Origin of the sequence: Vibrio sp. MOR3 (assembly GCF_001557775.1) — a bacterium.
In the GTDB taxonomy this organism is placed as follows: Bacteria; Pseudomonadota; Gammaproteobacteria; order Enterobacterales; family Vibrionaceae; genus Vibrio; species Vibrio jasicida.
In genome coordinates, this window is the sequence record NZ_LNRD01000005.1 from 157,210 (window position 1) to 179,282 (window position 22,073).

Genomic DNA, 22,073 nt, shown 5'->3' on the forward strand with positions numbered 1-22,073 from the left:
AACGTTTAGTTCGCTTGAATTGGATCACATAAATTTACTGAGCTTATGATTAATTGTCGCGGAGTGATTATTTGTGTTGGTGAGGATTAAAGGCTAAAAACAAAAGGCCAGCTCTCGCGAACTGACCTTTGAAGAGGGAAGAGTGACAGAGGCTTATTGAGGCGCTTTCATCGCTTCTGATTGATCGCCCGTCATCACGAAGTGCAACTCGCCACCCGGTTTGAACTCGGAATGGTCGAAGAAGAAACCATTATCCAAAGCTTTGCCATTGATGGTGACAGACTTGATGTACATGTTGTCATCGGCGTTGTTTTCTGTGGTGATGGTGAACGTGCCGCCTTTAACCGGAATCACCGCTTTGTCGAACAGCGGACGACCCACAGTGTAAATCGGTTCTGCTGCGTTCACTTGGTAGAAGCCTAATGCAGACATCACATACCAAGCGGACATTGCGCCTACGTCTTCGTTACCAATGACGCCTTCTGGCGCAGCGAAATACATGTCATCAAGAATGTGGTCGACGACTTGTTGTGTCTTCCATGGTTCTGCGGTCCAGTTGAATAGGTAAGGAATGTGGTGCGAAGGCTCGTTACCAAACGCAACTTGACCAATCAAACCAGACATATCCGGTGTTTCTGTACCTTGGCTTTCTGCGGTGAAAGTTGCTTCTAGGTTCTTCTGGAACTCAGCATCACCACCCATGATGGTCTTCAAGCCCGCGATGTCATGCGGTACAAACCAAGTCCACTGCCACGCGTTACCTTCGGTGTAGTTGCCTGTCTCGTGTTCCGTACCGTATGGGTCGAATGGCGTCATGAAGGTTTCATCAATCATCACTGGGCGCATAAAGCCCGTCACGCCATGTTCTGCGTATTCCGTTGGGTTGTAATCGAAGTACTTCTTGTAGCCTTTCGAGCGTTCAAGGTATTGCTCTTCCGCTTGAGTATCATCGGCTGCTTTGGCGATTTGCGCGATAGCCCAATCGTAGAACGCGTTTTCTAGACCGTAAGAAACAGACTCAACCGTGTAGTCTTCAAATACTGGCTCACCATCGACACGTTGGATAGCTGGCGTGAAGCCGTTTTTCTCAATGTAATCGATGTGCTTGGTTAAAGTGCGATCCAATACGCCCTGATCCCAATCGGCTTGCAGTGCAGGGTAGTTGTCGTAAGTCGAAGAGTCGATCGCGGCTTTCAGCGCCAGCTCTTTCTCTTGCTGAGTAAACTCTTCTGGGAATTTGGTCATTGCATCCGCAATCACTGCTACCGCTGGGTAGCCGACCATGGTGCCTGTCTCGTCACCTAAGTGTTCCCACTTCGGCAGCAAGCCGCTTTCAGTGTACTTCTGAACTAGGTTCTTCGCGTATTGCACCGCGCGGGTTGGTTCTGTGATGGTTTTTAGTGGGTGTAATGCACGTTGGGTATCCCATAGAGAGTAAACCGAGAAGTTTGGCTGTTCTTCCGTTACTTGACCGTAAGCGATGGAGTATTCCCCTTCGCCTTCACGAATTGAGCCTTTGCCCATGCCACGGAATCGACCATCTACGTCTTGATGCACCATAGGTGCAATTTTGGTGTGGTAAAGCGCAGTGTAGAAGATCTCTTTCTGATCTTCCGTGCCCCCTTCAATTGAGAAGTTGAGTGCTTTTGCCCATTTCTCACGTGCGTTGTTGCGCGCAGTATCGAAAGAAACATTCGCTTCGGCATCGTAGTTGTTTTCTGCGCCTTGTGGGTCAACCGCAGATAACGCCACTTGCGCATTCAACTCTTGTGAGCCTTCATCTTCAAATTCGATGTAGGCAGTGACGTCCGCTTTTACACGCTTAACTGGATTACCTTGGTCATCGTAAATCAATTCAGAAACGTGCTCTGCCGTTAGACCGTCAACAGGCTCACCATTGGCAAGGATGTAGACGTCTTTGATCTTCTTATCGAAAGTCGCATAGAAGAAGATTTTTTGGTTTTTCGCCCAGCCAGAGAAGTGCGCTGCATCGCGCTCGCCTGTGATGGTATGACCGTCTTCGCTCACCGTCAGTTTGTTGCGAAGAGAGGTCGAACCCCAGTCACTGTTGAGGATGGAGTTGAGGTCAATCTTCAATCGTTGTGGTTGACCTTGCGGGTAGGTGTAGCGGTGGAAGCCGACACGTTCAGAAGCCGTAAGCTCAGCTTTGATACCGTTCTCAGCAATCTTCACCGAGTAGTAGCCCGCTTCTGCCACTTCTGAAGTTTTGTCCATCTTGACTGAAATCGCTTCGCGGTAGTCGTCGCTGTCTTCGATGTACTTAGCTTTGTCTTCGGTAAACGGCAGGAACAGAATGTCACCTAAGCCGCCCATCCCCGTGCCGGATAGGTGAGTGTGGGAGAAGCCAAACAGGGTCTTTTTATCGAAGTGGTAACCTGATGAAGAGTGCCAGCCGATAAGCTCGGTATCTGGAGAAAGTTGCACCATGCCTTCTGGCACAACAGGCCCCGGGAAGGTGTGTCCGTTAAACCCTGTCCCAATGAATGGGTCGACGTATTTTAGATTGGAAGTATCGACGCTTGGTGAGGTGTTATCGTCGTCATCGTTGCAGCCAGCCAAACCAATAACACTTGCAATCACTGCGGTGGCGATAGCGGTTTTCGTAAAGTTCATAATTTTGATTCCTTAGGCAGGAAGCGCATCACTTCCTGCCACTGAGTTAATCTATCTGTGTATTCTTTAAACACGAATTACATAAAACGTTACTGAGCTTGAAGCGCTTCTTGCTTGTCACCCGTCATGACGAAGTGAAGCTCGCCGCCCGCTTTGATTTCGCTGTGTTTGAAGGTGAAGTTGGCATCCAGCGGTTTGCCGTTGATGGTTACGGACTTCACGTACTTGTTGTGTGGGCTGTTGTTGTCTGCGATGACGTTGAACTCGCCGCCTTCCACTGGAATGGTGATTTCATCAAACATAGGGCGACCGATGGTGTAGACCGGATCCGCAGGCGTCACTTGGTAGAAGCCCATTGCCGACATCAAGTACCAAGAGCTCATCTGACCCACGTCTTCGTTACCAATCAAGCCGGTTGGCTCGCTGGTGTACATCTCAGACATGATGCGGTCTAGGTACTCTTGTGCTTTCCATGGCTCATCCGTTAGCGCGTATAGGTAAGGAATGTGGTGCGATGGCTCGTTACCGTGCATGTACTGACCGATGTAACCCGTTAGATCTGGTAGCTCTTCGCCTGTGTTTGAAGAACGCGCGTTGAATAGCTCGTCCAAATCTTCACGGAAGGCTTTCTCTGGTGTGGTGTCTTTGCCTTGCGCCAAGTCTGCTTGGTAGATTTCTTGTTTCAAGCGGTTGAAATCGTGCATTGGTTGGAACTTCCATTGCCACGCGTTCCCTTCGGTGTAGGCAAACTCGTCCACGTAGTAAGGGTCAAATGGTAGCAGTGGGCATTTCTCTTTCATCACGCCAGAGCCTTCTGGCCATTCAACCATTTCACACTCATCCAAACGATCTTCATCAATCGGTTGGTTGAACTCCAAAGGCGGTTTGTTTGGTGATGAACTCAGCGGGTGGTTCTTCGGACGTAAGAAACCAGTTTCTGCATCCCAATGGTTAAGCCAGTTGTCAGCACGAGTCATAAACTCTTCTTGCAGTTTTACATCGCCAGCCATGCGCGCGATTTCTGCCATTGCCCAGTCGCCATAAGCAAACTCAAGTGTGTAAGACGCACTGTTCCAATAGCCATGATGAACAAAGCCGTTTTCTTCGTACACCTTCACTTGCACAACGTTTGCTGCGCCGATGTTGTTGTCTTCCGTCCAATCTGGGAATTCAGATGCCTCGTGGTAACGCACCGTAAACTCAGCCGCTTCTTTGGCAAGTTGTGGGTCGATGTCTAAACCTTTCGCCATCGCGTCAGCAATGATAGAAACCGCAGGGAAGCCGATCATAGTGCCCGTGTAATGGCTGTGCAGTTCCCATTTCGGCAAGATGCCACCGTCTTCGTATTTACGAATCAGGTCATTGGCAAACTCTTCGGCACGTTCCGGATCGATGATGGTTTTCAGTGGATGCGCTGCACGGAAGGTATCCCACATGGAGTACACAGAGTAGTTTGGTGTGTCGCCCGCGTCTTTTTGAATGCGAGTACGCATCGCAGGGTATTGGCCGTCGACATCTTGGAAAATCATTGGCGCGATAGAAGCGTGGTAAAGCGCGGTGTAGAAGATCTCTTTTTGATCTTCTGTGCCGCCAGATACCATCATTCGGCTAAGCTCTTGGTGCCATGCGTCGTTGGCTTGAGCGCGCGCAGTATCAAATGACACGTCTTTCGCTTCTGCTTCTAGGTTCTTCTCCGCACCTTCTGTGCCTGTTGGTGACAAGCCTACTTGGATTTCTAGCGGTGTTGATGATGGTGCGAATTCTAGGTAAGCGATGGTTTTCACTGCGTCGATGTTGTCGTTGTTTACATCGATTTCGGTTTCTGCGCCGTCAACTAAAGCAATGGCTTTGACGATAGGTTGGTTGAAGGTGGCGTAGAAGTAGACGTGCTGGTTGTTCGCCCAGCCGTTTGAGCTACGTAAACCGCGGATGGTGTAAGCGTCGATAAACTCCAAGTCGCCCTTCATGGTGCGGTTGTTGAAGTGACCTTTATTGAGAGTGTGGTCTAAATCGAACTTGATGTGTGGCGTAGTGCCTTCTTTGAAGGTGTAGCGGTGGAAGCCAACACGTTGCGTGGTAGTTAGCTCAGCTTTGATTTCGCCTTTGTTCAGTTCAACCGCGTAGTAACCCGCTTCTGCGGTTTCGTTGTCTTTATCGAAGGTATTGAAAACGGCGTTTTCTTTCTTGGTGAAAGGCAAAACTAAGATGTCACCAAGGTCGGTAATGCCTGTGCCAGAAAGGTGAGAGTGGGAAAAACCATACACTGGGATTTCAGTCAGCTTACCGTGGTCGAAGTAACCTGCAGCAGAGCCCCAGCCTTCCATTTCGGTATCAGGAGAAAGTTGCACTAAACCGTAAGGCACAACCGCCCCCGGGAAGGTGTGACCATCTGCGCCTGTACCAATAAATGGATTGACGTATTGAGTTAGTGTGGTGTCGAGGGATGGAGTACCAGATTTGCTGTTGTCGTCATCACTGTTACAACCAGCAAGACCAAACATGGCAGCGAGTATAGCGGTAGAGATAAGGGTTCTTTTTAGTTTCATTTTTATGGTTCCACTGAAGTGAAGTTTTTTAGGGGGCTAGATGCCCCCTTTCGTTATTTGGATGTGTATCGGCTACTGCGCTTTCATCGCTTCAGATTTGTCTGAAGTCATGACGAAATGCAGCTCACCACCGTCTTTCAAATCGCTGTGCGCGAAGCTGAAGTTGTCACTCAATTGTTTGCCGTTGATGGTCACCGACTTCACGTAGATGCTCTCTTGGCTGTTGTTTTCTGAGGTGATGGTGAATTTACCGTCCGCGACTGGAATCACGGCTTTGTCGAACAGAGGACGACCAATGGTGTAACTTGCTTCTCCCGGTGTGACTTGGTAGAAGCCCAATGCAGACATCACATACCACGCCGACATCTGACCGACGTCTTCGTTGCCAATCAGACCTTCATGCGTTGGGTGGTAGAACTCGTTCATCGCTTGGTCGACGATTTCTTGTGTCTTCCAAGGTTCTGCCGTCCAGTTGTATAGGTAAGGCACGTGGTGATCAGGCTCGTTACCCATAACGAACTGGCCGATGTAGCCAGACATGTCGTGTGATTGGCTCGTATCAGCGTTGGAGTCCGCATTAAACAGCGCATTCAAGTTGGTTAAGAATGCCGCTTTGCCTTGTTTGGTTACGTCTTCTGGAAGAGAGAAGTCAGTACGGTCGATGCGCTCGCCACCCATCACGTTAGCCAGACCGTTCAAGTTGTGCGGTGCAAACCATGTCCATTGCCATGTGTTGCCTTCGGTGAAGTCTTCGCCTCGGTGCTCAGCACGGTAAGGCCAGAACACGTCACTTTCGTTGAGTGCTTTGCGGTCTTTACAGGCGTTGTAGTCCATACTGTCTGGGATAGACAGCGCCATGTTCTCGTCCAAACATTCGGCTTTCAGGTTGTTTGCCCAAACCTTGCTGCCGCTGTTCATGTAAGCCGGACGCATAAAGCCCGTTGCACCCAATGCGTTGCCTTTGGTGTCTTGCAGTTTGCCGTATTGCTCTGGGTTGTAATCGAAGTAGTTCTTGAACGATTCAGAGCGCGCCATGTAGCGGTCGTACTGCTGGTCGTTGCCCGCAAGTTTAGCGAACTGAGCGATACACCAGTCGTAGTATGCGTTCTCAAGACCGTAAGACACCGACTCGTTCACGAGCTCGTCGTATTTATCGACTTTTAAGCCTTCTACGTAACCCGGTTTGTCGCCAGAGTCCGGCGCCCATTTAGTGTTGGCTGGAATAAAGCCGACGTCTTCTTGGTAGTCGTTATGACGCGTCATTACTGTGAAGCGTTTGTCGCCGTTCCAAGCATCTTGGTAAGGCACCCAGCTTTCAGTTTTATCAAGGTTAAAGTTGACCGTTTCGTCAGCGGCTTTTAACGCCAAATCAAACTCAGCTGCGGTAAAGGCTTCTGGGTGTTTGACCATGATATCGGCAATAACCGAGACCGCAGGGTGACCGACCATTTCACCGGTGTAATCTGAGTGCAGTTCCCATTTTGGCAGCACGCCGCCCGTTTGGTATTTGTTCAATAGATCGCGTGCGTGTTCAATCGCGCGGTCTTTATCGATGATGGTTTTCAGTGGGTGTGCGGCGCGGAAGGTATCCCACATTGAGTACACTGAGTAGTTCACTAAGCCATCTTCTGCTTGGTGCACTTTGCCATCCATGCCACGGTATTTGCCATCCACATCTTGGTATAGGAATGGAGCAACGAACGTACGGTAGAGCGAGGTGTAGAACATGGTTTTGTCGGCTTTGTTGCCGCCTTCCAGTTCAAACTCGCCAAGGATGTTTTCCCAAGCCAAGCGGTTTTGTTGTACGACGTTGTCGAAATCCCAGCCGTTAGTGTCTGCTTCTAGGTTTTTCAGTGCGCCGTCAACGCCAGTACCAGAAATCGCTACTTTGACCACTAATGGCTCATCGCTCTTACCAAAGTTCAAATGCGTCAGGACATCGTTTGCGCGTTTTGCCAAACGTTCTGGGTCAGGTTCTGGTTCGCCCGGCATTGGTTTGTGTTCTGCGTAACCACGGTAATCTTCCAAGCCGACTTCAGTAGCGTCAGTTGGAGTCAGTTTGCTCTCAGAAGCCAGCTTGGTGTACAGATTCTCTTCAATGATTGGATCAGAGAATTCTGCCGCGAAGAACACAGTTTGCCATTGACCCCATTCGTTTGAGGTACGCGCGCCTACGACGGTAGTGTCGTTAACGCGTTTGTAGTAAATGCTGCGAGAGTGGTTGCCGTATTGTTCCAACAGTTCGTGTTGAAGATCGATACGTACTTTGCGGTCTTCACCCGGTTTGAAGGTGTAACGTTGGAACGCCACGCGGTCGGTTGCAGACAGTTCAGCTTTTACGCCGGTTTCTACAAGGTCAACCGAGTAGTAACCAACTTCTGCCACTTCCGAGCTTTTATCCATGGTCACGGTATCGGTATTGAAGCCTGTGTATGGCAAGAAGGCGAAGTCATTTAGGTCGCCTTTACCTGCGCCAGAAATGTGGGTCATTGAGAAGCCAGAAAGCAGGCTGTGCACAGGATCGTATTCAACAGGTGAGCCTTTGCCATTCCAACCGTTTGGATCGAAGTTATCTGGTGACGGTTGAATCATACCTTCTGGCATAACTGGAGATGGGTTGACGTTGCCAAGACCTTTAGTGCCGATCAAGGTATCAACGAATTCCAAAGTAGGGGTAGAGATAACTGGAGTTTCTGGATCAGAGTCGCTGCCACAACCAGCAAGACCAAGCATGGCGGTTAACACTGCGGTAGAGAGTAGGGTTCTTTTTAGTTTCATTGTTTTTATTCCACGAGAAAAGGGGACACGAGGTCCCCTCAAAATCTTATTCGCCTAGGTTGGCTTGCATTGCTTCAGACTTGTCAGCCGTCATCACGAAGTGCAGTTCGCCACCTGCTTTGAATTCGCTGTGCTGGAAGGTGTTGTAAACATCCAGAGGCTTACCGTTGATGGTTACTTCTTTGATGTACATGTTGTCTGGGCCGTTGTTTTCAGCCGTTACCGTGAAGGTGCCAGAACCAATGTCTACCGTCGCTTTGTCGAAGATTGGACGACCGATGCTGTAGGTTGGATCGGTTGGCGAGATTTGGTAGAAGCCCAGTGCCGACATCAAGTACCACGCCGACATTTGACCTACGTCTTCGTTACCAATGATGCCGTCTGGCGTCGGTTTGTAGAACTGGTCGTAAACTTGGTCTAGGTATTCCTGCGCCTTGTAAGACTCTTCAGTACGGTTGTACAAGTAGATAACGTGGTGCGAAGGCTCATTACCGTGAATGTACTGACCGATGTAGCCTGTCATGTCTTGGTGTGCTTCGCCGCCATTTGGATCTGCAGTAAATAGGTTGTTCAGCTTGTCGTTCAGACCTTGCGTGCCGCCCATGATTTCAGTCAGCTTGTCTAAGTCTTGCATGAACGCCCATTGCCACTGCCACGCGTTGCCTTCTGTGTAGTAGAACGCGTCAGACTTGTAAGGGTCGAAATCAGTTGAAGCGTATTTCAGCGCACATGGGGCGCCTTCTTTCAGTTCTGTCGGTACGAAGAAGCCCGTGCCGTCTGCGTTACCTGCTTTTGCATCCCAGTGTTTCAAAGAGTTGTAAGAACGAGCTTTGAACTCTTCATACGCGTCCATATCGCCAGCGGCTTTTGCCATCTCTGCGATCGTCCAATCGTAGAATGAGAATTCCAATGAGTACGACACTGAGTTCCAGTTCGGGTAACGAACACACTGTTCTTTCTCGTGGTAGTTCAACTGACCTGCCATGAGTGAGCTTAGGATGTCGTCATGAATCTGTGGGTACTCATGCGGTGTGTAGCGAGCTGATTTCACTGAAGCCGTGTAAGCCTGCTCTGCATCAATCAAGCCTTTGGTCACTGCATCGCCCAGAATCGCTGCCGATGGGTAGCCGATCATGGTGCCGGTTTCTGAGCCGTGACCTTCCCATTTCGGCAATAGACCAAACTCGTCGTTAGACTTACGAATCAAGTCTTTCACGTAAAGAGTTGCTTGATCTGGGTCGATGATGGTCCACATTGGGTGAACGGCGCGGAACGTATCCCACGTTGAGTAAATCGAGTAGTTTGGCGTGTCGCCATCTTTCAGTGTGCGCACTGTGCCAAGCATATCAACGTATTGACCATCCACATCGTAGAACTCGATTGGCGCGATCATCATGTGGTACATACCAGTGTAGAAGTTGGTTTTCTCTGCTTCTGTGCCGCCTTCTACTTTGATTTTTGCTAGCTTCTCAGCCCACGCGTATTCCGCGTCTTCTTTCACTTGTGCTAGGTCGAAACTTGGTGCTTCTGCTTCTAAGTTTTTCTGGGCACCTTGCCAGTTAACTGGAGAGATACCGACGCGGATTTCAATTGGCTCTTCGCCTGTGCCGAAGTTTAGGTAAGCCGTCAGATCATCGCCTGAGTAAACCGCGCCATTGCGCATTTCACGCGTTGGTTCTAGATCTTGTTCGCCCAATAGTGCTTTGGCGATTGGTTGGTTGAATTTCGCGTAGAAGAAGATGTCCTGACCTTGGTGATCTTGCCCTTGGAACCAGCCTGTTGAGGTTTTACGACCGCGAATGGTGTATTCGTCCACCACTTCTACTTTGTTCTTCAAAGACTTGCCGTTGTTGTTCATTAGGGTATGACCCAAATCGAACTTCACGTTGCGATCTGCGCCATCAGCAAAGGTGTATTTGTGTAAACCAACGCGTTTGGTGGCGCTCAGTTCTACTTCGATTTGACCTTGGTTTAGTTTGGTTTTGTAGTAGCCTGCGCTTGCTTCTTCATTGGCTTTGTCGAAAGAGTTCAGTTGTGTGTTCGCCATGTCTGCGTATGGCAGAACCAAGATGTCGCCTAAGTCCGTTGCGCCTGTACCTGAAAGGTGAGTATGGGAGAAGCCGTACAGCGGAACGTCAGTGTTAACTACTTCGCCAGTTTCGTAGTTGGATGAATCCCAGTAGCCAGATGCCGAGTGCCAAGGGTTAAGCCCTGACTCATGGTCTGTGTTAGAGCCGATGAAAGTATCTGGAGACAGTTGAACCATACCTGCCGGTACCGTCGCGCCCGGGAATGTATGACCAGAAGCTGCTGTGCCGATCATTGGATCGACGTATTTCAACACCGCAAGATCAACAATTGGATCGCCAGGCAGTGAAGAGGAAGAATCGTTGTCGCTGTTACAGCCAGCCAAGCCACCCGTCAGACCAACCAGGATAGCCAAAGAGATAAGATTACGTTTAAACATGTGCATACCGTTTTGTCGTTATTCGTATATAAAAAGTGTTTATAAGAGACTGTTTATAAGAGACTGTTTATAAAGGACTGCTTATAAAATTTTCTTGTAGGGATAGCCGGGAGATGCGCTCCCCCGGCTGAGTTGTCACTATTGGGATTAACGAGAACCTGCTGGCATCTCGTCTTCATGCAAGAACTCACCGATGCCTTGTGCTGGTGGAAGATCTTGCTCTAGAGAGCCCCAACGTTGATTTGGTTTGTCGCCCATCACGAACTCCAACTCACCGCCGTACATGATTTCGTCATGAGTTAGGTAAGTGCGGTTGAAGTCTTTGCCGTTGTAGCGAGCCGATTGAATGAAGATGTTTTCGCGGCTAACGTTCTTCGCGGTAACCGTGAACTTCTGGTTGTTGCCGACATCGATAGACGCGCTTTCAAACAGCGGAGTACCGATTTCGTAGATGCCAGAAGAAGCGTTCACTGGGTAGAAGCCAAGCGCACGGAACACAAACCACGCAGAGAGCGTACCGAAGTCGTCGTTACCACAAATGCCGTCAGCGGTGTTCTTGTAGCAAATGTTAGTTGCTGCGGCGATGGCTGCCTGACCTTTCCAAGGTTGACCCACGTAGTTGTACAAGTACGGCACGTGGATATCTGGTTCGTTACCTTGAACGTGCTGACCAACGTTACCTGTGTTGAACACTGGGAATTGGTTGTCGCCTGCGTTGCGGTCTGGGTAGGTTGACCAGTACTCATCTAAGCGTGCTGCGAACAAGTCACCGCGTTCTGCTTCAGGGTTTTGTGTCTTATCGAAACGTGTCATCAGGTCAATCAAGCCATGAATGTCGTGCTGAACACTGAACGAGTATTGCCAGCCGTTCGATTCAGAGAATGACCAGTTGAACATGTCTGGACGCCAGTCTTTACCAACTGCACGACCGGTGACTGGGTCTACCCAACCTGCATCGATAAACTCGCCATCGTAGTCACGGGCTTTGAACCAACCTTGGTATTGCTTACCGCCGAAGTCGAATTGCGCTTGCCAGTTTTTAGAACGGTTAGCGAACTCGGTGTAGCGTGGGTCTTGTTCACCGAAGACTTCTTTGATCGATTGTGCGATTGCCCAGTCGTTCATTGAGTATTCAAGCGAGTAAGATGCTGTCCAAGAGTCTTTAAATGGTGAGTGACCGCCGTAAGAATCTGGTGGAGTGTCGTGCAATTGCGCTGGCACGTAACCTTGTTCTTCGTACTCTTTGATCCATGCTACGCCTTGGCTCGTTGCGGCGCGCGCGTCTGTGATCATCGCTTCAACTAAGCGCTCTTTGACATCTTTGCGCTCTGCTTCTGTGAAGCCAAGATCGATCATGCGTTTTTCTAGTGAGCCTTTCGACAATACATCATGAATCACAGGCGTTGAGTGCATGCCCATCATCATGCCGGTTTCGTTGCCTTTGAATGTCCACTCAGGCAGGCGACCTTTGCGCACGTTGCCTTTGTCATCCACCCATTCTTCTTCGGCGTAAGACAGCATAGACAGAACCACGTCTGCTAGGCGGTCTGGCTCAAGAATCGAAGACAGCGGTTGAACCGCGCGGTAGGTATCCCACAGTGAGAAAGTGTCGTAGCGCGTGAAGTCTGCTTTGCCATCTTTGTTGGCATCGGCAGTGCGGATCGACTCTTTCAGCGTATCGATCTTGTCGCCCCAAGGTGTGTTGCCATCTGGGTAAGCGTTACGACCTTGGTGAACTTGGCGGTAGCGACCATCTAAGTCAGAGTGAATGGTTTGACCTAGGTACGAGTGGTACATCGCGGTGTAGAACGTCTGTTTGTAATCTTCGTCGCCAGAGACTTGGATCTTGCCGAGTTCGTCTTCCCATTTCTTCGTTGCCGCTTCGCGTACTTGGTCGAAGTTCATGCCCGCAACTTCTGTCATGTTAAGAGAAGCACCAGACTTGCCGTTTTCGCCAATCTCAACGTTTGATAGCGCTAATTTGGCTTCAACCGTTAAGCCGTCTTTTGAGGTATCGAACTCAACGTAAGCGCGTGCGTATTGGTACTTGCCGCGTGTCTCGTTACCGATTTCCGTAATGCCTTCTGGCACGTCCATGTAACGACCTTGCTCTTTATCGTAGTAAGCAAAGCGAACGTTTTTGATTGGTTGGTCGAATTCCATCACGAAGAATTCTTTTTGGTTTGGTGCCCAACCATCTGAGAAACGGTGACCTTCAAGACGGTTATTGTCTTTGTCCCATTTCAAGTATGAATCTGAGGTGTAGTCCCAGTTAATTTTGAAGCCAGTGTTCACGATGATTTCTGACTTCTCATCACGAGGGAAGGTGTAGCGGTGGACACCAACGCGATCCGACGCCGTCAACTCAGCTTTGATGTCGTAATCCAATAGATCGACTTTGTAGTAACCTGCTGTCGCTTGCTCGTCACGATGTTGGAAGCGAGACGCTTCTAGGTTTAGCGTTGCTGAACCTTCATCAATCATGTAATCCGAACGCGAGTTGATTGGCATGACGAGAATGTCGTTCAAGTCGCCAGCACCTGCTCCGGAAAGGTGGGTATGAGAGAAACCGGAAGTACGTGCGTCGTGGTAGTAGTAGCCTGAAATGTATTCCCAACCGTTAGAACCGTTGTTTGGAGAAAGCTGCACCATGCCGTGTGGTGTGGTTGCACCAGGGTAGGTGTTGCCTAGGTTACCTGTGCCGATGAATGGGTTGACGTAGCGTGTTACGTCCATATCGGCGAAATCTACTGGGATGTGAACACCCATGTCGATTTCAGGTGTTTCTGGGTTTGGCTTGTCATTGCAGTCGCCATCGCCAACTGGAGGACATACTGGCTTGCCGCCGTCAGGAATATCCGGCAGTGCAGGGTTGGTGTCACCGCCTTCATAAATGTTGGTTGTGTCGTCGTTACAGCCAGTCAGACCGACTAGACCACTGAGAACTGCGCAAGCGAGTAGGGAAGGTTTGAATTTCATTTTTAAAGCCTTGTAAATTGTAGGGTTATATAATTAAAAAAATCAGGGGTATTACTAAAACTTAAAAACTTAAAAACTTGAAATAGAGCCCTTTGGGGGAAAGGGCTCTTAGGGGGAGGAGCTTAAGGTTTAAGCTTTCACAAGAGTCGCTGCGTTACGCATCGCTTCTTTCGTTGAACACTCAACAACGTTTGCTTTTGCAAAGCGGTGAGCGTCTTTTACTTGGATATCGTGAGCTAGAATAACCAGCTTCGCGTTTGCTACATCTAGGTCAGTGATGCGGTTCTGGATACCGTTTTGACCTTGAGTTTCTACTTTGATTTTCAGACCAGCTGCTGCACCTGCTTTCTCTAGTGCTTTCGCTGCCATGAATGTGTGTGCTACGCCAGATGGGCAACATGTTACTGCTACGATGTCGTACTCGCCTTCGCCTGCAGCTGGAGCCGCTTGAGCTTGTGCAGGTGCAGCTTCAACGATTTCGTCTTCTGCTTCTTCTTCAGCAACTGGTTTCCAGAAGCCAACGATAACTGCTGTTGTTAGTGAGCCTAGTGCGATACCCACAACGTACATTGGGATGTTGCTTGATACAGGAGCTGTGATTAGACCGCCCCATGGTGCGTGTAGTAGTACGTCTGTTAGGAAGCCGAACACACAGCCAACGATACCACCAGCAACGATTGAAGGAAGAACGCGTACAGGGTCGTTTGCTGCGAATGGGATAGCACCTTCAGAGATACCGATAGAACCCATGATTGCCGCTGCTTTACCTGCTTCTTGCTCTTGCTTAGTGAACTTCTTCTTGAATAGGAATGTTGCTAGCGCCATACCTAGAGGAGGCGTACAGATTGCGATACCAACACCACCCATTAGCCATGGTTGAGTATCAACTTGAGTTTGAGCAAATAGCGTTGCTACTTTGTTGATTGGACCGCCCATATCGAATGCAGTCATACCACCAAGAATCGTACCTAGAACCACTTTAGAAGCGCCAGCCATAGAAGCTAGGAATTCGTTCATCGAAGCCATGAAGATCTTGATTGGCTCACCGATACCCCATAGAACGATACCTGCAGAGATAAGCGTACCTAGTAGAGGGTAGATGAAGTAAGCGCCCAACGCAGTCATGTTAGCAGAAAGAGGGATCTTCTTAAGTTGGAATACCACACCACCTGCGATGAAGCCCGCTACGATACAACCAAGGAAACCGCCGCCCATGTCAGCCATGATGCCAGAAGAGATCATCGCTGGTGCTAGAGCTGGTTTGTCTGCAATTGAGTAACCGATGAAGCCACCAAGAATAATTGGGAACAGCACTAGACCTTTAATACCGATATTAGAAATATCAGCCAATAAACCGTCCGCAGGAACCGCACCTTTACCTGATGCCATTACCGCTAGCGCCAGTAGTACACCACCCGCAACGATAAATGGAAGCATGTGAGAAGTACCGAATAAAAGGTGACCTTTCATGGTACTTAGGATTTTTTTGAAATCGCTATTATTACTAGCTTGAGCTGTGATTGTACTCATAATTTCACGCCTTATGAATTAATTAAAATATTTAGTATTTGGTTTTCGTCTTTTGCGTTATGAATATCTTCAATAAATTCTTCGCTAAATTTACCGAATAATTCTTGAAGAACATAAATGTGGTGGTCGGCACCGTTATCTGGTGAGGCAATCATGAAGAATACGGTCGGTTTGACTCCCTCTTCGTCGCCATACTCGATGCCTTCGCGCTTTACGCCAACAGCGATTGCAGGCTCTGTAACCGCTTTGCTTTTTGCGTGTGGGTAAGCGATGCCGTCCATTGAAGTGACGCTTAATGCTTCACGTGCTTCGATGTCGGTTAAAAAAGCCTCTTTGCTGCTGATTCGATTATTTTCGAATAGCATCTGTGCTAGCTCTTCAAAGACTTCTTTTTTATTATTTGCTTGAAGGTTGCCTTTAATTAAATTGACGTTTGTTAGTTCTGTAATCATTTTTTGACTCATTGGTACTGAAGTAATGAGGCAAATTTAATTAATGTTACGGTTTTCTGAAATAGTAAAAAAAATCCAATAACTATATTTTTGTATCACTGAGAGCTAAGTGTGATAGAAGTCATTAATATCAATGAGCTAGAAGGTAATTAGTATTGTGACTTATATTCCATTTATTTTGAAATTAATAATGAAGCTTGAAAATAAACGAGAAGGGAATCAAATATGGTTCAATTTTGCTATAAAAAAGAGGCTTTGTGCTAAAGGCTATCTATACCCAAGTAACCTCGAGATGCTAGGTTCAGCGAGAATGACTTGGTTTGTAGACGCGGCGGCGATTTAAAGGTTTGGTGGGCCCAATTCGAGAATCGACAACAAAGTATACAAGCCAAGACAACTCGCCCTTTGGGAGCGTGTCATTGACTCGACTTCTGCGTCAAACAACTTGGAAAGAGCTGGCTATTACGCTGCGTTGTTTTCCTTGACCTCGAATCAATGACAACGCTCTGAATCCTGCATCTTGAAGTCACTTGGGTATAGTAACCCTTTTAATAGCTTCATTTTCTATCTCTATGAGAAAAGAAATAAAGTGCTTAGGAGAGCGGATTGTGAACTTAGCTAGTTTCTCCCCTTGAGACACATTGGCGAATGTAAGCTCCGAATTTGAAGTCAAGGGGAGGTTAGGAAGGGGTGTTACGCTGAATTTGGCTAATCCATTAAGACGGATTTTTGTACTTATGCAGCAAATCTAACGGGATATGGCAGTAGTCGTTTGGAAAGCGTGTGAGTCGGTCTTGATGCTCATCATCACTTGGCACATAGTTTGTAAGTGGCAGTACTTCTACGGCGATCTTCTCAGCATCCGGTCTTGCTGCGATAAACGCTTTAGCGATGGCTAGGTGTTGTTCGTTTTGGCTGTAGACACCAGTACGGTACTTCTCACCTACGTCTTCACCTTGCTTGTTAACACTGTGTGGGTCGATGATCTCAAATAGATACCCCATTAAAGTTTCAACCGAAACCTGCTTAGGGTCGAACTGGGTTTTCACGCATTCTGCGTAGCCATCGTATTCGGATTGAGTGTTATCTGTTGAGCCATTTGCTCGTCCTGCCTCGGTGCTGATTACGCCCGGAAGGTGGCGCATAAATTCTTGAACGCCCCAAAGGCAGCCGCCTGCGAAGTAAATTTCTTCCATCATTCTGTCCTGAAAAACTTTGTACCATTATGGGCATCACTTCCACTCAAACACAACTCCAACCATAAAACAGGAACAACTCAGAAGTGATTTGCTCTCTTTTTTGTGCTGCGTTTCCTCGTTAGATTGAACGCAGTTAAGAGCTAGGGGGAATCCTAATGAAAATTGAACATATCGCGATTTGGACTGAACGTTTGGAAGAGTTAAAAGCCTTCTATGAGAAATACTTTAACGCGGTGTCTAACGAGAAATACCACAACCCAACTAAGCAGTTTTCATCTTACTTTCTTTCGTTTGAAAGTGGTGCACGATTGGAGTTAATGTCGATGGAAGGTGTGACCGCTTGTGAAAAATCTCATGCGATGCAGGTAACAGGATTAGCACACTTTGCCTTTGCTTTAGGATCAGAGCAGGCGGTGGATCAACTAACCAAAACCTTAGTGGATGATGGCTACCAATGGATCGACGGTCCGAGACACACAGGTGATGGTTACTACGAAAGCTGCATCTTAGATCTGGATGGCAACCGTCTTGAGCTTACGGTGTAACGCAGCTTAGCTTACTTCTATAGTTCACAGGCTGCTTTCATATGAAAGTGTTCGGGCGTATACTGCAAGCTCATCAATAAGGAGCGAGCCTGTGAACTCAAGACAAAATGAAATCCTGCAGTTGGTTAATGACCGCAAACGCGTTCAAGTGACGGAGCTTTCTGACATCATTGGCGTGTCGGGCGTGACCATCAGACAGGATTTGAACTTCCTTGAGCAGCAAGGCTACTTAAAGCGTGTACATGGCGCTGCGACGGCGCTGCAAAGTGACGATATTGATACGCGACTCGAAGTGCGCTTCGACATCAAACAAGCGTTAGCCAACAAAGCGGCAGACTTGGTATCACCAAACGAAACCGTATTAATCGAAGGCGGCAGTGCCAATGCACTCTTGGCTCGCACGTTGGCTGAACGTGGTGACGTCACCATCATTACCCCATCGGCGTACATCGCCCACCTCATCCGTAACACCTCAGCGAACATCATCTTGCTTGGTGGTGTGTATCAGCATCAAGGCGAGAGTTTGGTTGGACCGCTGACTAAGCTGTGTATTGAGAACATTCATTTCAGCACGGCTTTTTTGGGTATTGACGGTTTCCAGCAAGACACAGGCTTTACTAGCCGAGACATGATGCGCGCAGAAATCGCCGAAACCATTATTGCGAAAAAGCGTCGTAACATCGTGCTGACGGACTCAAGTAAGTTTGGGCAAATCTACCCATCTTCGATTGGTAAAACGAGTGAAATCTCGGTGTTGTTAACCGACGAAGCCGCTCCGAAAAGCGACCTCGAACAACTGAGAAAGCAAGGTGTGGAAGTGGTGTTGGGTTAAGCCGACTCACGAACAATGAGTTTGGGAGGCAGGATCAAGCTGTAAGGCTCGCTGTCTTCTTGCTTCAGTTGATTGATCAATCGTTTTGCCGCTTGTCTTCCCATCTCTCGTGCATTGGAATTAACGAAGGTGAGCGGTGGCTCAATTAACTCGGCTTCTTCAACATCATCAAAACCAATTACCGATACTTGTTCGCCGATAAACTGATCTTTACCGATGGAACGTCCTGCTCGATGTATGCCATAAACCGCGCCTAATGCTGTCGATGAATGGTGACAAAGAACCGCAGTAATCTGTGGATGCTCCAACAGCAATTGCTGCACAGTTTGAGCGGCAGAAGCTTGGCTTTTTTCACACTCGACCACCCACTCTGGTTTGAAAGGCAAACCAAACTGCATCAGGGTTGAACAATACCCACCAATACGCTCAGCACGACACAAAGAACTGCTCGCGCCACCGACATAAGCGATTCTGCGATGCCCTTGCTTAACCAGATGCTCCGTCGCCAACTTGGCGGCGTACATGTTGTCTGGTCCCACGTAGTCGATTTGCTTATCCACCGAAGCGCGTGAAATGCAGACCATTGGCAGATTGTGCTGCTTGAGGTTTTCGACATTGAACTGCTGGCTTTCACCAATCGGGCAAAATGCGATACCACCGACACCTTGGCGTGCCATGGTTAATACACACTTCTCAAACTTTTCTTGGCTATCCCCACTTTGAGCCAGAAACAGCATGTAACCTTGCTGCTCAATTTCCTCACTCAATCCTGCCGCGACTTCTGCGTAATAGGGATCACTGATGTCTTTGAGGATCAATCCAATGATTTCACTCGAATTGGATCGTAGGTTGGCAGCGGCACGGTTACGGATATAGCCAAGCTCTTCAACCGCAGCGTTGACCTTTTCTATTGTGTCTGGAGAGATCCGCCCTTTATTCCCCAACACCATAGAGACGGTGGTAACTGACACGCCAGCATGTTTAGCGACTTCTGTAATGGTCACTTTTTTTGACGACATAGATTCACTTTATGGATTAGAAAAACGTTTTATCATTAAACTGTAACCCTATTAGGTTGATTTTAAAAGCCCTACACAGTTTGTGGAAAAAGATATCTAACTCGATCACAGAATTTTTGGTAAAACGTTTTATCAAAATTTTTAGCAGCGTATATTGAGTGCATAAAAACAACACTTCATGCGCACATAATGTGATGTGTATGAGCCCTACAAGTTCTCAATTTCCGGAGACAAACTATGTCTAAAAGCAATAAATCGACCATGTGGGAGTTCTTGCAAAGCCTCGGCAAGACCTTCATGTTGCCAGTCGCGCTGCTGGCATTCTCAGGTATTCTTCTTGGTGTCGGCAGCTCGTTTTCTAGCGCCGCTATCAAAGAAGCCATCCCATTTTTAGACAACACCCCTCTGCAATACCTGTTTATGTGGATGACCAAAATCGGTCTTGTCGCATTCATTTACTTGCCTGTAATGTTCGCCGTTGCTATCCCGCTTGGGTTAGCACGTGAAGAGAAAGGCGTGGCAGGTTTCGCGGGTTTCGTTGGCTATGCTGCGTTCAACCTTGCGATCAACTTCTTCCTAACCGTCGCTGGTGTACTAGATAGTGAAGCGGAACGTGCCGCTTACGGTGTGAAAAGCATCATCGGTATTGAATCGATTGATACTGGTATCCTCGGCGCGGTGATCGTTGGTGTGATTGTTGCGAAACTTCACCAACGCTTTTACACCTTCAAAATGCCAGATGCGCTAGCGTTCTTTGGTGGTGCTCGTTTTGTTCCAATCATTTCTGCCTTGGTACTGGGCGTTGTCGGTGTGTTTATCCCATTCGTATGGCCTTACTTTGCTGCGGGCATCAATGGTATCGGTCATGTGATTGAAGGCGCGGGCGATTTCGGTCCAATGCTGTTTGGTACAGGCGAGCGTTTATTGCTGCCTATCGGTCTTCACCATATCTTGGTTGCGCTGATTCGATTCACTGAAGCAGGCGGTACTATGGACGTGTGTGGTCAAACTGTGTCTGGCGCACTAAACATCTTCTACTCTGAATTGTCTTGTCCTGACACAACGGCATTTACACCGGAAGTCACGGCATTCTTGTCTCAAGGTAAAATGCCAACCTTCCTAGGCGGTCTGCCGGGTGCGGCTCTTGCGATGTACCACTGTGCTCGCCCTGAGAACCGCTCAAAAATCAAAGCACTGCTTATCTCTGGCGTCGTAGCTTGTGTGGTAGGCGGTATCACTGAGCCGCTTGAATTCTTGTTCCTATTTGTTGCGCCAGTGCTTTACTTCGTCCATGCGATTCTGACAGGTCTGGGCTTTATGGTGATGGGCTTGCTTGATGTCACCATCGGTAACACAGACGGCAACCTGATTGACTTCTTGGTGTTCGGTATCCTGCAAGGCACGGCAACGAAATGGTACTTAGTACCGCTGGTGGCGGGTGTTTGGTTCGTGGTTTATTACTCAGTATTTAAGTTTGCGATCACTAAGTTCAACCTAAAAACACCAGGTCGTGAAGTCGACACGGCGGAAGTGGACAAAGAGCTTGAAGCCGCTTTCATCAATGAATCTGGCAAAGGTGCCGCAGTATTGGCAGCTCTTGGTGGCAAAGAGAACATCACGGCTCTGGATAACTGCATCACTCGTCTTCGCTTGTCTGTTAACGACATGAGTTTGGTCGACGACGCTAAGTTGAAAGCCAACGGCGCTCTGGGCGTAGTGAAGCTTGATGAGCACAACCTGCAAGTCGTTATTGGCACGCAAGTTCACCTTGTGAAGAACGAAATGCAAGCCATCATGTCTGCAAGCTAATCACTGCCTTGATAGATGCTCCCCCTCGGCACAATCTCCATCCTCCCCCCAATGAGATTGTGACGAGGGACCTTAATATTGGAATATTCGTATGACTCAGAATTTCGACTTTGATACACCGATTGATCGCACTGGCACTTACTGCACGCAGTGGGACTACGTTCAGGATAGATTTGGTAAAGCGGGTCTGCTGCCGTTTACCATTTCAGATATGGATTTTGCTGCGCCAGAACCCGTGATGAATGTGCTTAAACAACGTTTAGAGCATCCGGTATTAGGTTATAGCCGCTGGAACCATGAGGATTTTAAGTCCGCGATTCGCTACTGGTATCAAACTCGTTTTGACTGCGAAATCGACACTCAGCAAGTGGTGTACGGACCATCGGTTATCTACATTGTGTCAAAGCTGATTGAGCAATGGAGTCAGCCGGGACAGGGCGTGGTGTTCCATACACCAGCTTATGATGCGTTCGACAAAATGGTTGAAGGGCAAGGTCGTGCGTGCGTTCGCAGTCCGCTCATCAAGCAGCAAGGTCGATTTGAAATTGACTGGCAAGATCTGGAAACCAAACTCGCTGACCAGAACAACACTGTGCTGTTGTTATGCAGCCCTCACAACCCAACAGGGCGAGTGTGGAGCCAAAGCGAATTGGAAAAGATGGCGGAGCTTTGTAACCAACACCAAGTCAAAGTGATATCGGATGAGATCCACATGGACGTGAGCTTTAAGCGTCACATCCCTTACGTGGGGTTTGGCCGTTCACAAGATTGGGCTGTGGTTACATCGGCGTCTAAATCATTCAATATTCCAGCTTTGAATGGCGCGTATGCGTTGATCGCGGATTCACCAACGCGCGAACGTTATCTGCATAAACTCAAAGAGGTGGATGGTCTTTCATCGCCTTCTATCATGGGTGTGCTTGGCACGATGGCGGCTTATCGTCACGGAGAACCTTGGTTAAAGGCGCTCAACGAGTATGTGTTGGCTAACCATCAATACGTGAAAGAAGCACTGGAAAGCGCCTTTCCTGAAGTGAGTTACCTTGTCCCAGACGCGACCTATTTAGCATGGATTGACTTATCTGTTTTGAATCTAGATATGACGCTGCTTAATCAAGCGTTAATTGAGCAATTCAATGTCGCCATCATGTCTGGAGATGTTTATGGCGATTCTGGTAAAGGCTATCTCAGACTCAATCTGGGTTGCCCGAGAAGCAAAGTCGAGCAGGGCGTTTCAGCCTTGATTCAAGCTATCAAATTGCAACGTTAAGCCATCGCGGGAG

The 22,073-nt window shown here is 48.3% G+C and carries 13 protein-coding genes; 4 read left to right on the forward strand and 9 right to left on the reverse strand.

Annotated elements, in window-relative coordinates:
- Positions 1–153 precede the first annotated feature (153 nt).
- The 8 genes from ATB76_RS12570 to ATB76_RS12605 all read right to left on the reverse strand — a co-directional run bounded on the left by ATB76_RS12570 (position 154) and on the right by ATB76_RS12605 (position 16,582).
- Positions 154–2,634: a GH92 family glycosyl hydrolase gene (locus ATB76_RS12570; RefSeq protein WP_061035358.1), complete on the reverse strand. Its 2,481-nt coding sequence runs from the start codon at positions 2,632–2,634 to the stop codon at positions 154–156.
- Between the two features lie 89 nt (positions 2,635–2,723).
- Positions 2,724–5,180: a GH92 family glycosyl hydrolase gene (locus ATB76_RS12575; protein ID WP_061035359.1), complete on the reverse strand. Its 2,457-nt coding sequence runs from the start codon at positions 5,178–5,180 to the stop codon at positions 2,724–2,726.
- A 72-nt stretch (positions 5,181–5,252) separates the two neighbouring features.
- Positions 5,253–7,958: a GH92 family glycosyl hydrolase gene (locus tag ATB76_RS12580; RefSeq protein ID WP_061035360.1), complete on the reverse strand. Its 2,706-nt coding sequence runs from the start codon at positions 7,956–7,958 to the stop codon at positions 5,253–5,255.
- 46 nt (positions 7,959–8,004) lie between these two features.
- Entirely contained in the window at positions 8,005–10,425 is a 2,421-nt protein-coding gene (locus ATB76_RS12585; RefSeq protein WP_061035361.1) for a GH92 family glycosyl hydrolase, read from the reverse strand.
- A 147-nt stretch (positions 10,426–10,572) separates the two neighbouring features.
- Positions 10,573–13,404, reverse strand: coding sequence for a GH92 family glycosyl hydrolase (locus ATB76_RS12590; protein ID WP_061035362.1), 2,832 nt, complete (start codon positions 13,402–13,404; stop codon positions 10,573–10,575).
- Between the two features lie 129 nt (positions 13,405–13,533).
- A complete protein-coding gene (locus ATB76_RS12595; RefSeq protein ID WP_005453038.1) occupies positions 13,534–14,934 on the reverse strand; it encodes a fructose-specific PTS transporter subunit EIIC in 1,401 nt (466 codons plus the stop codon).
- A gap of 11 nt (positions 14,935–14,945) precedes the next feature.
- The gene (locus tag ATB76_RS12600; protein WP_005436338.1) at positions 14,946–15,386 is read right to left on the reverse strand and encodes a PTS sugar transporter subunit IIA; all 441 of its coding nucleotides are present in this window, start codon (positions 15,384–15,386) and stop codon (positions 14,946–14,948) included.
- 716 nt (positions 15,387–16,102) lie between these two features.
- Positions 16,103–16,582 carry a peptide-methionine (S)-S-oxide reductase gene (locus ATB76_RS12605; RefSeq protein WP_050904512.1) on the reverse strand — a complete coding sequence of 160 codons (480 nt, stop codon included), beginning with the start codon at positions 16,580–16,582 and terminating at the stop codon, positions 16,103–16,105.
- A gap of 158 nt (positions 16,583–16,740) precedes the next feature.
- Here ATB76_RS12605 and ATB76_RS12610 point away from each other — a divergent pair, with 158 nt between their 5' ends.
- Positions 16,741–17,130, forward strand: coding sequence for a VOC family protein (locus ATB76_RS12610; RefSeq protein WP_061035363.1), 390 nt, complete (start codon positions 16,741–16,743; stop codon positions 17,128–17,130).
- A 91-nt stretch (positions 17,131–17,221) separates the two neighbouring features.
- Positions 17,222–17,962 carry a DNA-binding transcriptional regulator YciT gene (locus ATB76_RS12615; RefSeq protein ID WP_061035364.1) on the forward strand — a complete coding sequence of 247 codons (741 nt, stop codon included), beginning with the start codon at positions 17,222–17,224 and terminating at the stop codon, positions 17,960–17,962.
- Here ATB76_RS12615 and malI read toward each other — a convergent pair.
- On the reverse strand, positions 17,959–18,981 hold the full coding sequence (gene malI, locus ATB76_RS12620; protein ID WP_005453001.1) for a Mal regulon transcriptional regulator MalI: 1,023 nt from the start codon (positions 18,979–18,981) through the stop codon (positions 17,959–17,961). The two genes, ATB76_RS12615 and malI, sit on opposite strands and share 4 nt — an antisense overlap.
- Before the next feature lie 237 nt (positions 18,982–19,218).
- Between malI and malX the strand changes: the two genes are divergently transcribed.
- Both malX and ATB76_RS12630 read left to right on the forward strand, forming a co-directional pair.
- Complete coding sequence (gene malX, locus ATB76_RS12625) at positions 19,219–20,790, forward strand: maltose/glucose-specific PTS transporter subunit IIBC (protein WP_005436347.1); 1,572 nt, start codon at positions 19,219–19,221, stop codon at positions 20,788–20,790.
- Positions 20,791–20,881: 91 nt separating this feature from the next.
- A complete protein-coding gene (locus tag ATB76_RS12630; RefSeq protein WP_061035365.1) occupies positions 20,882–22,060 on the forward strand; it encodes a MalY/PatB family protein in 1,179 nt (392 codons plus the stop codon).
- The last annotated feature ends 13 nt before the right edge of the window (positions 22,061–22,073 follow it).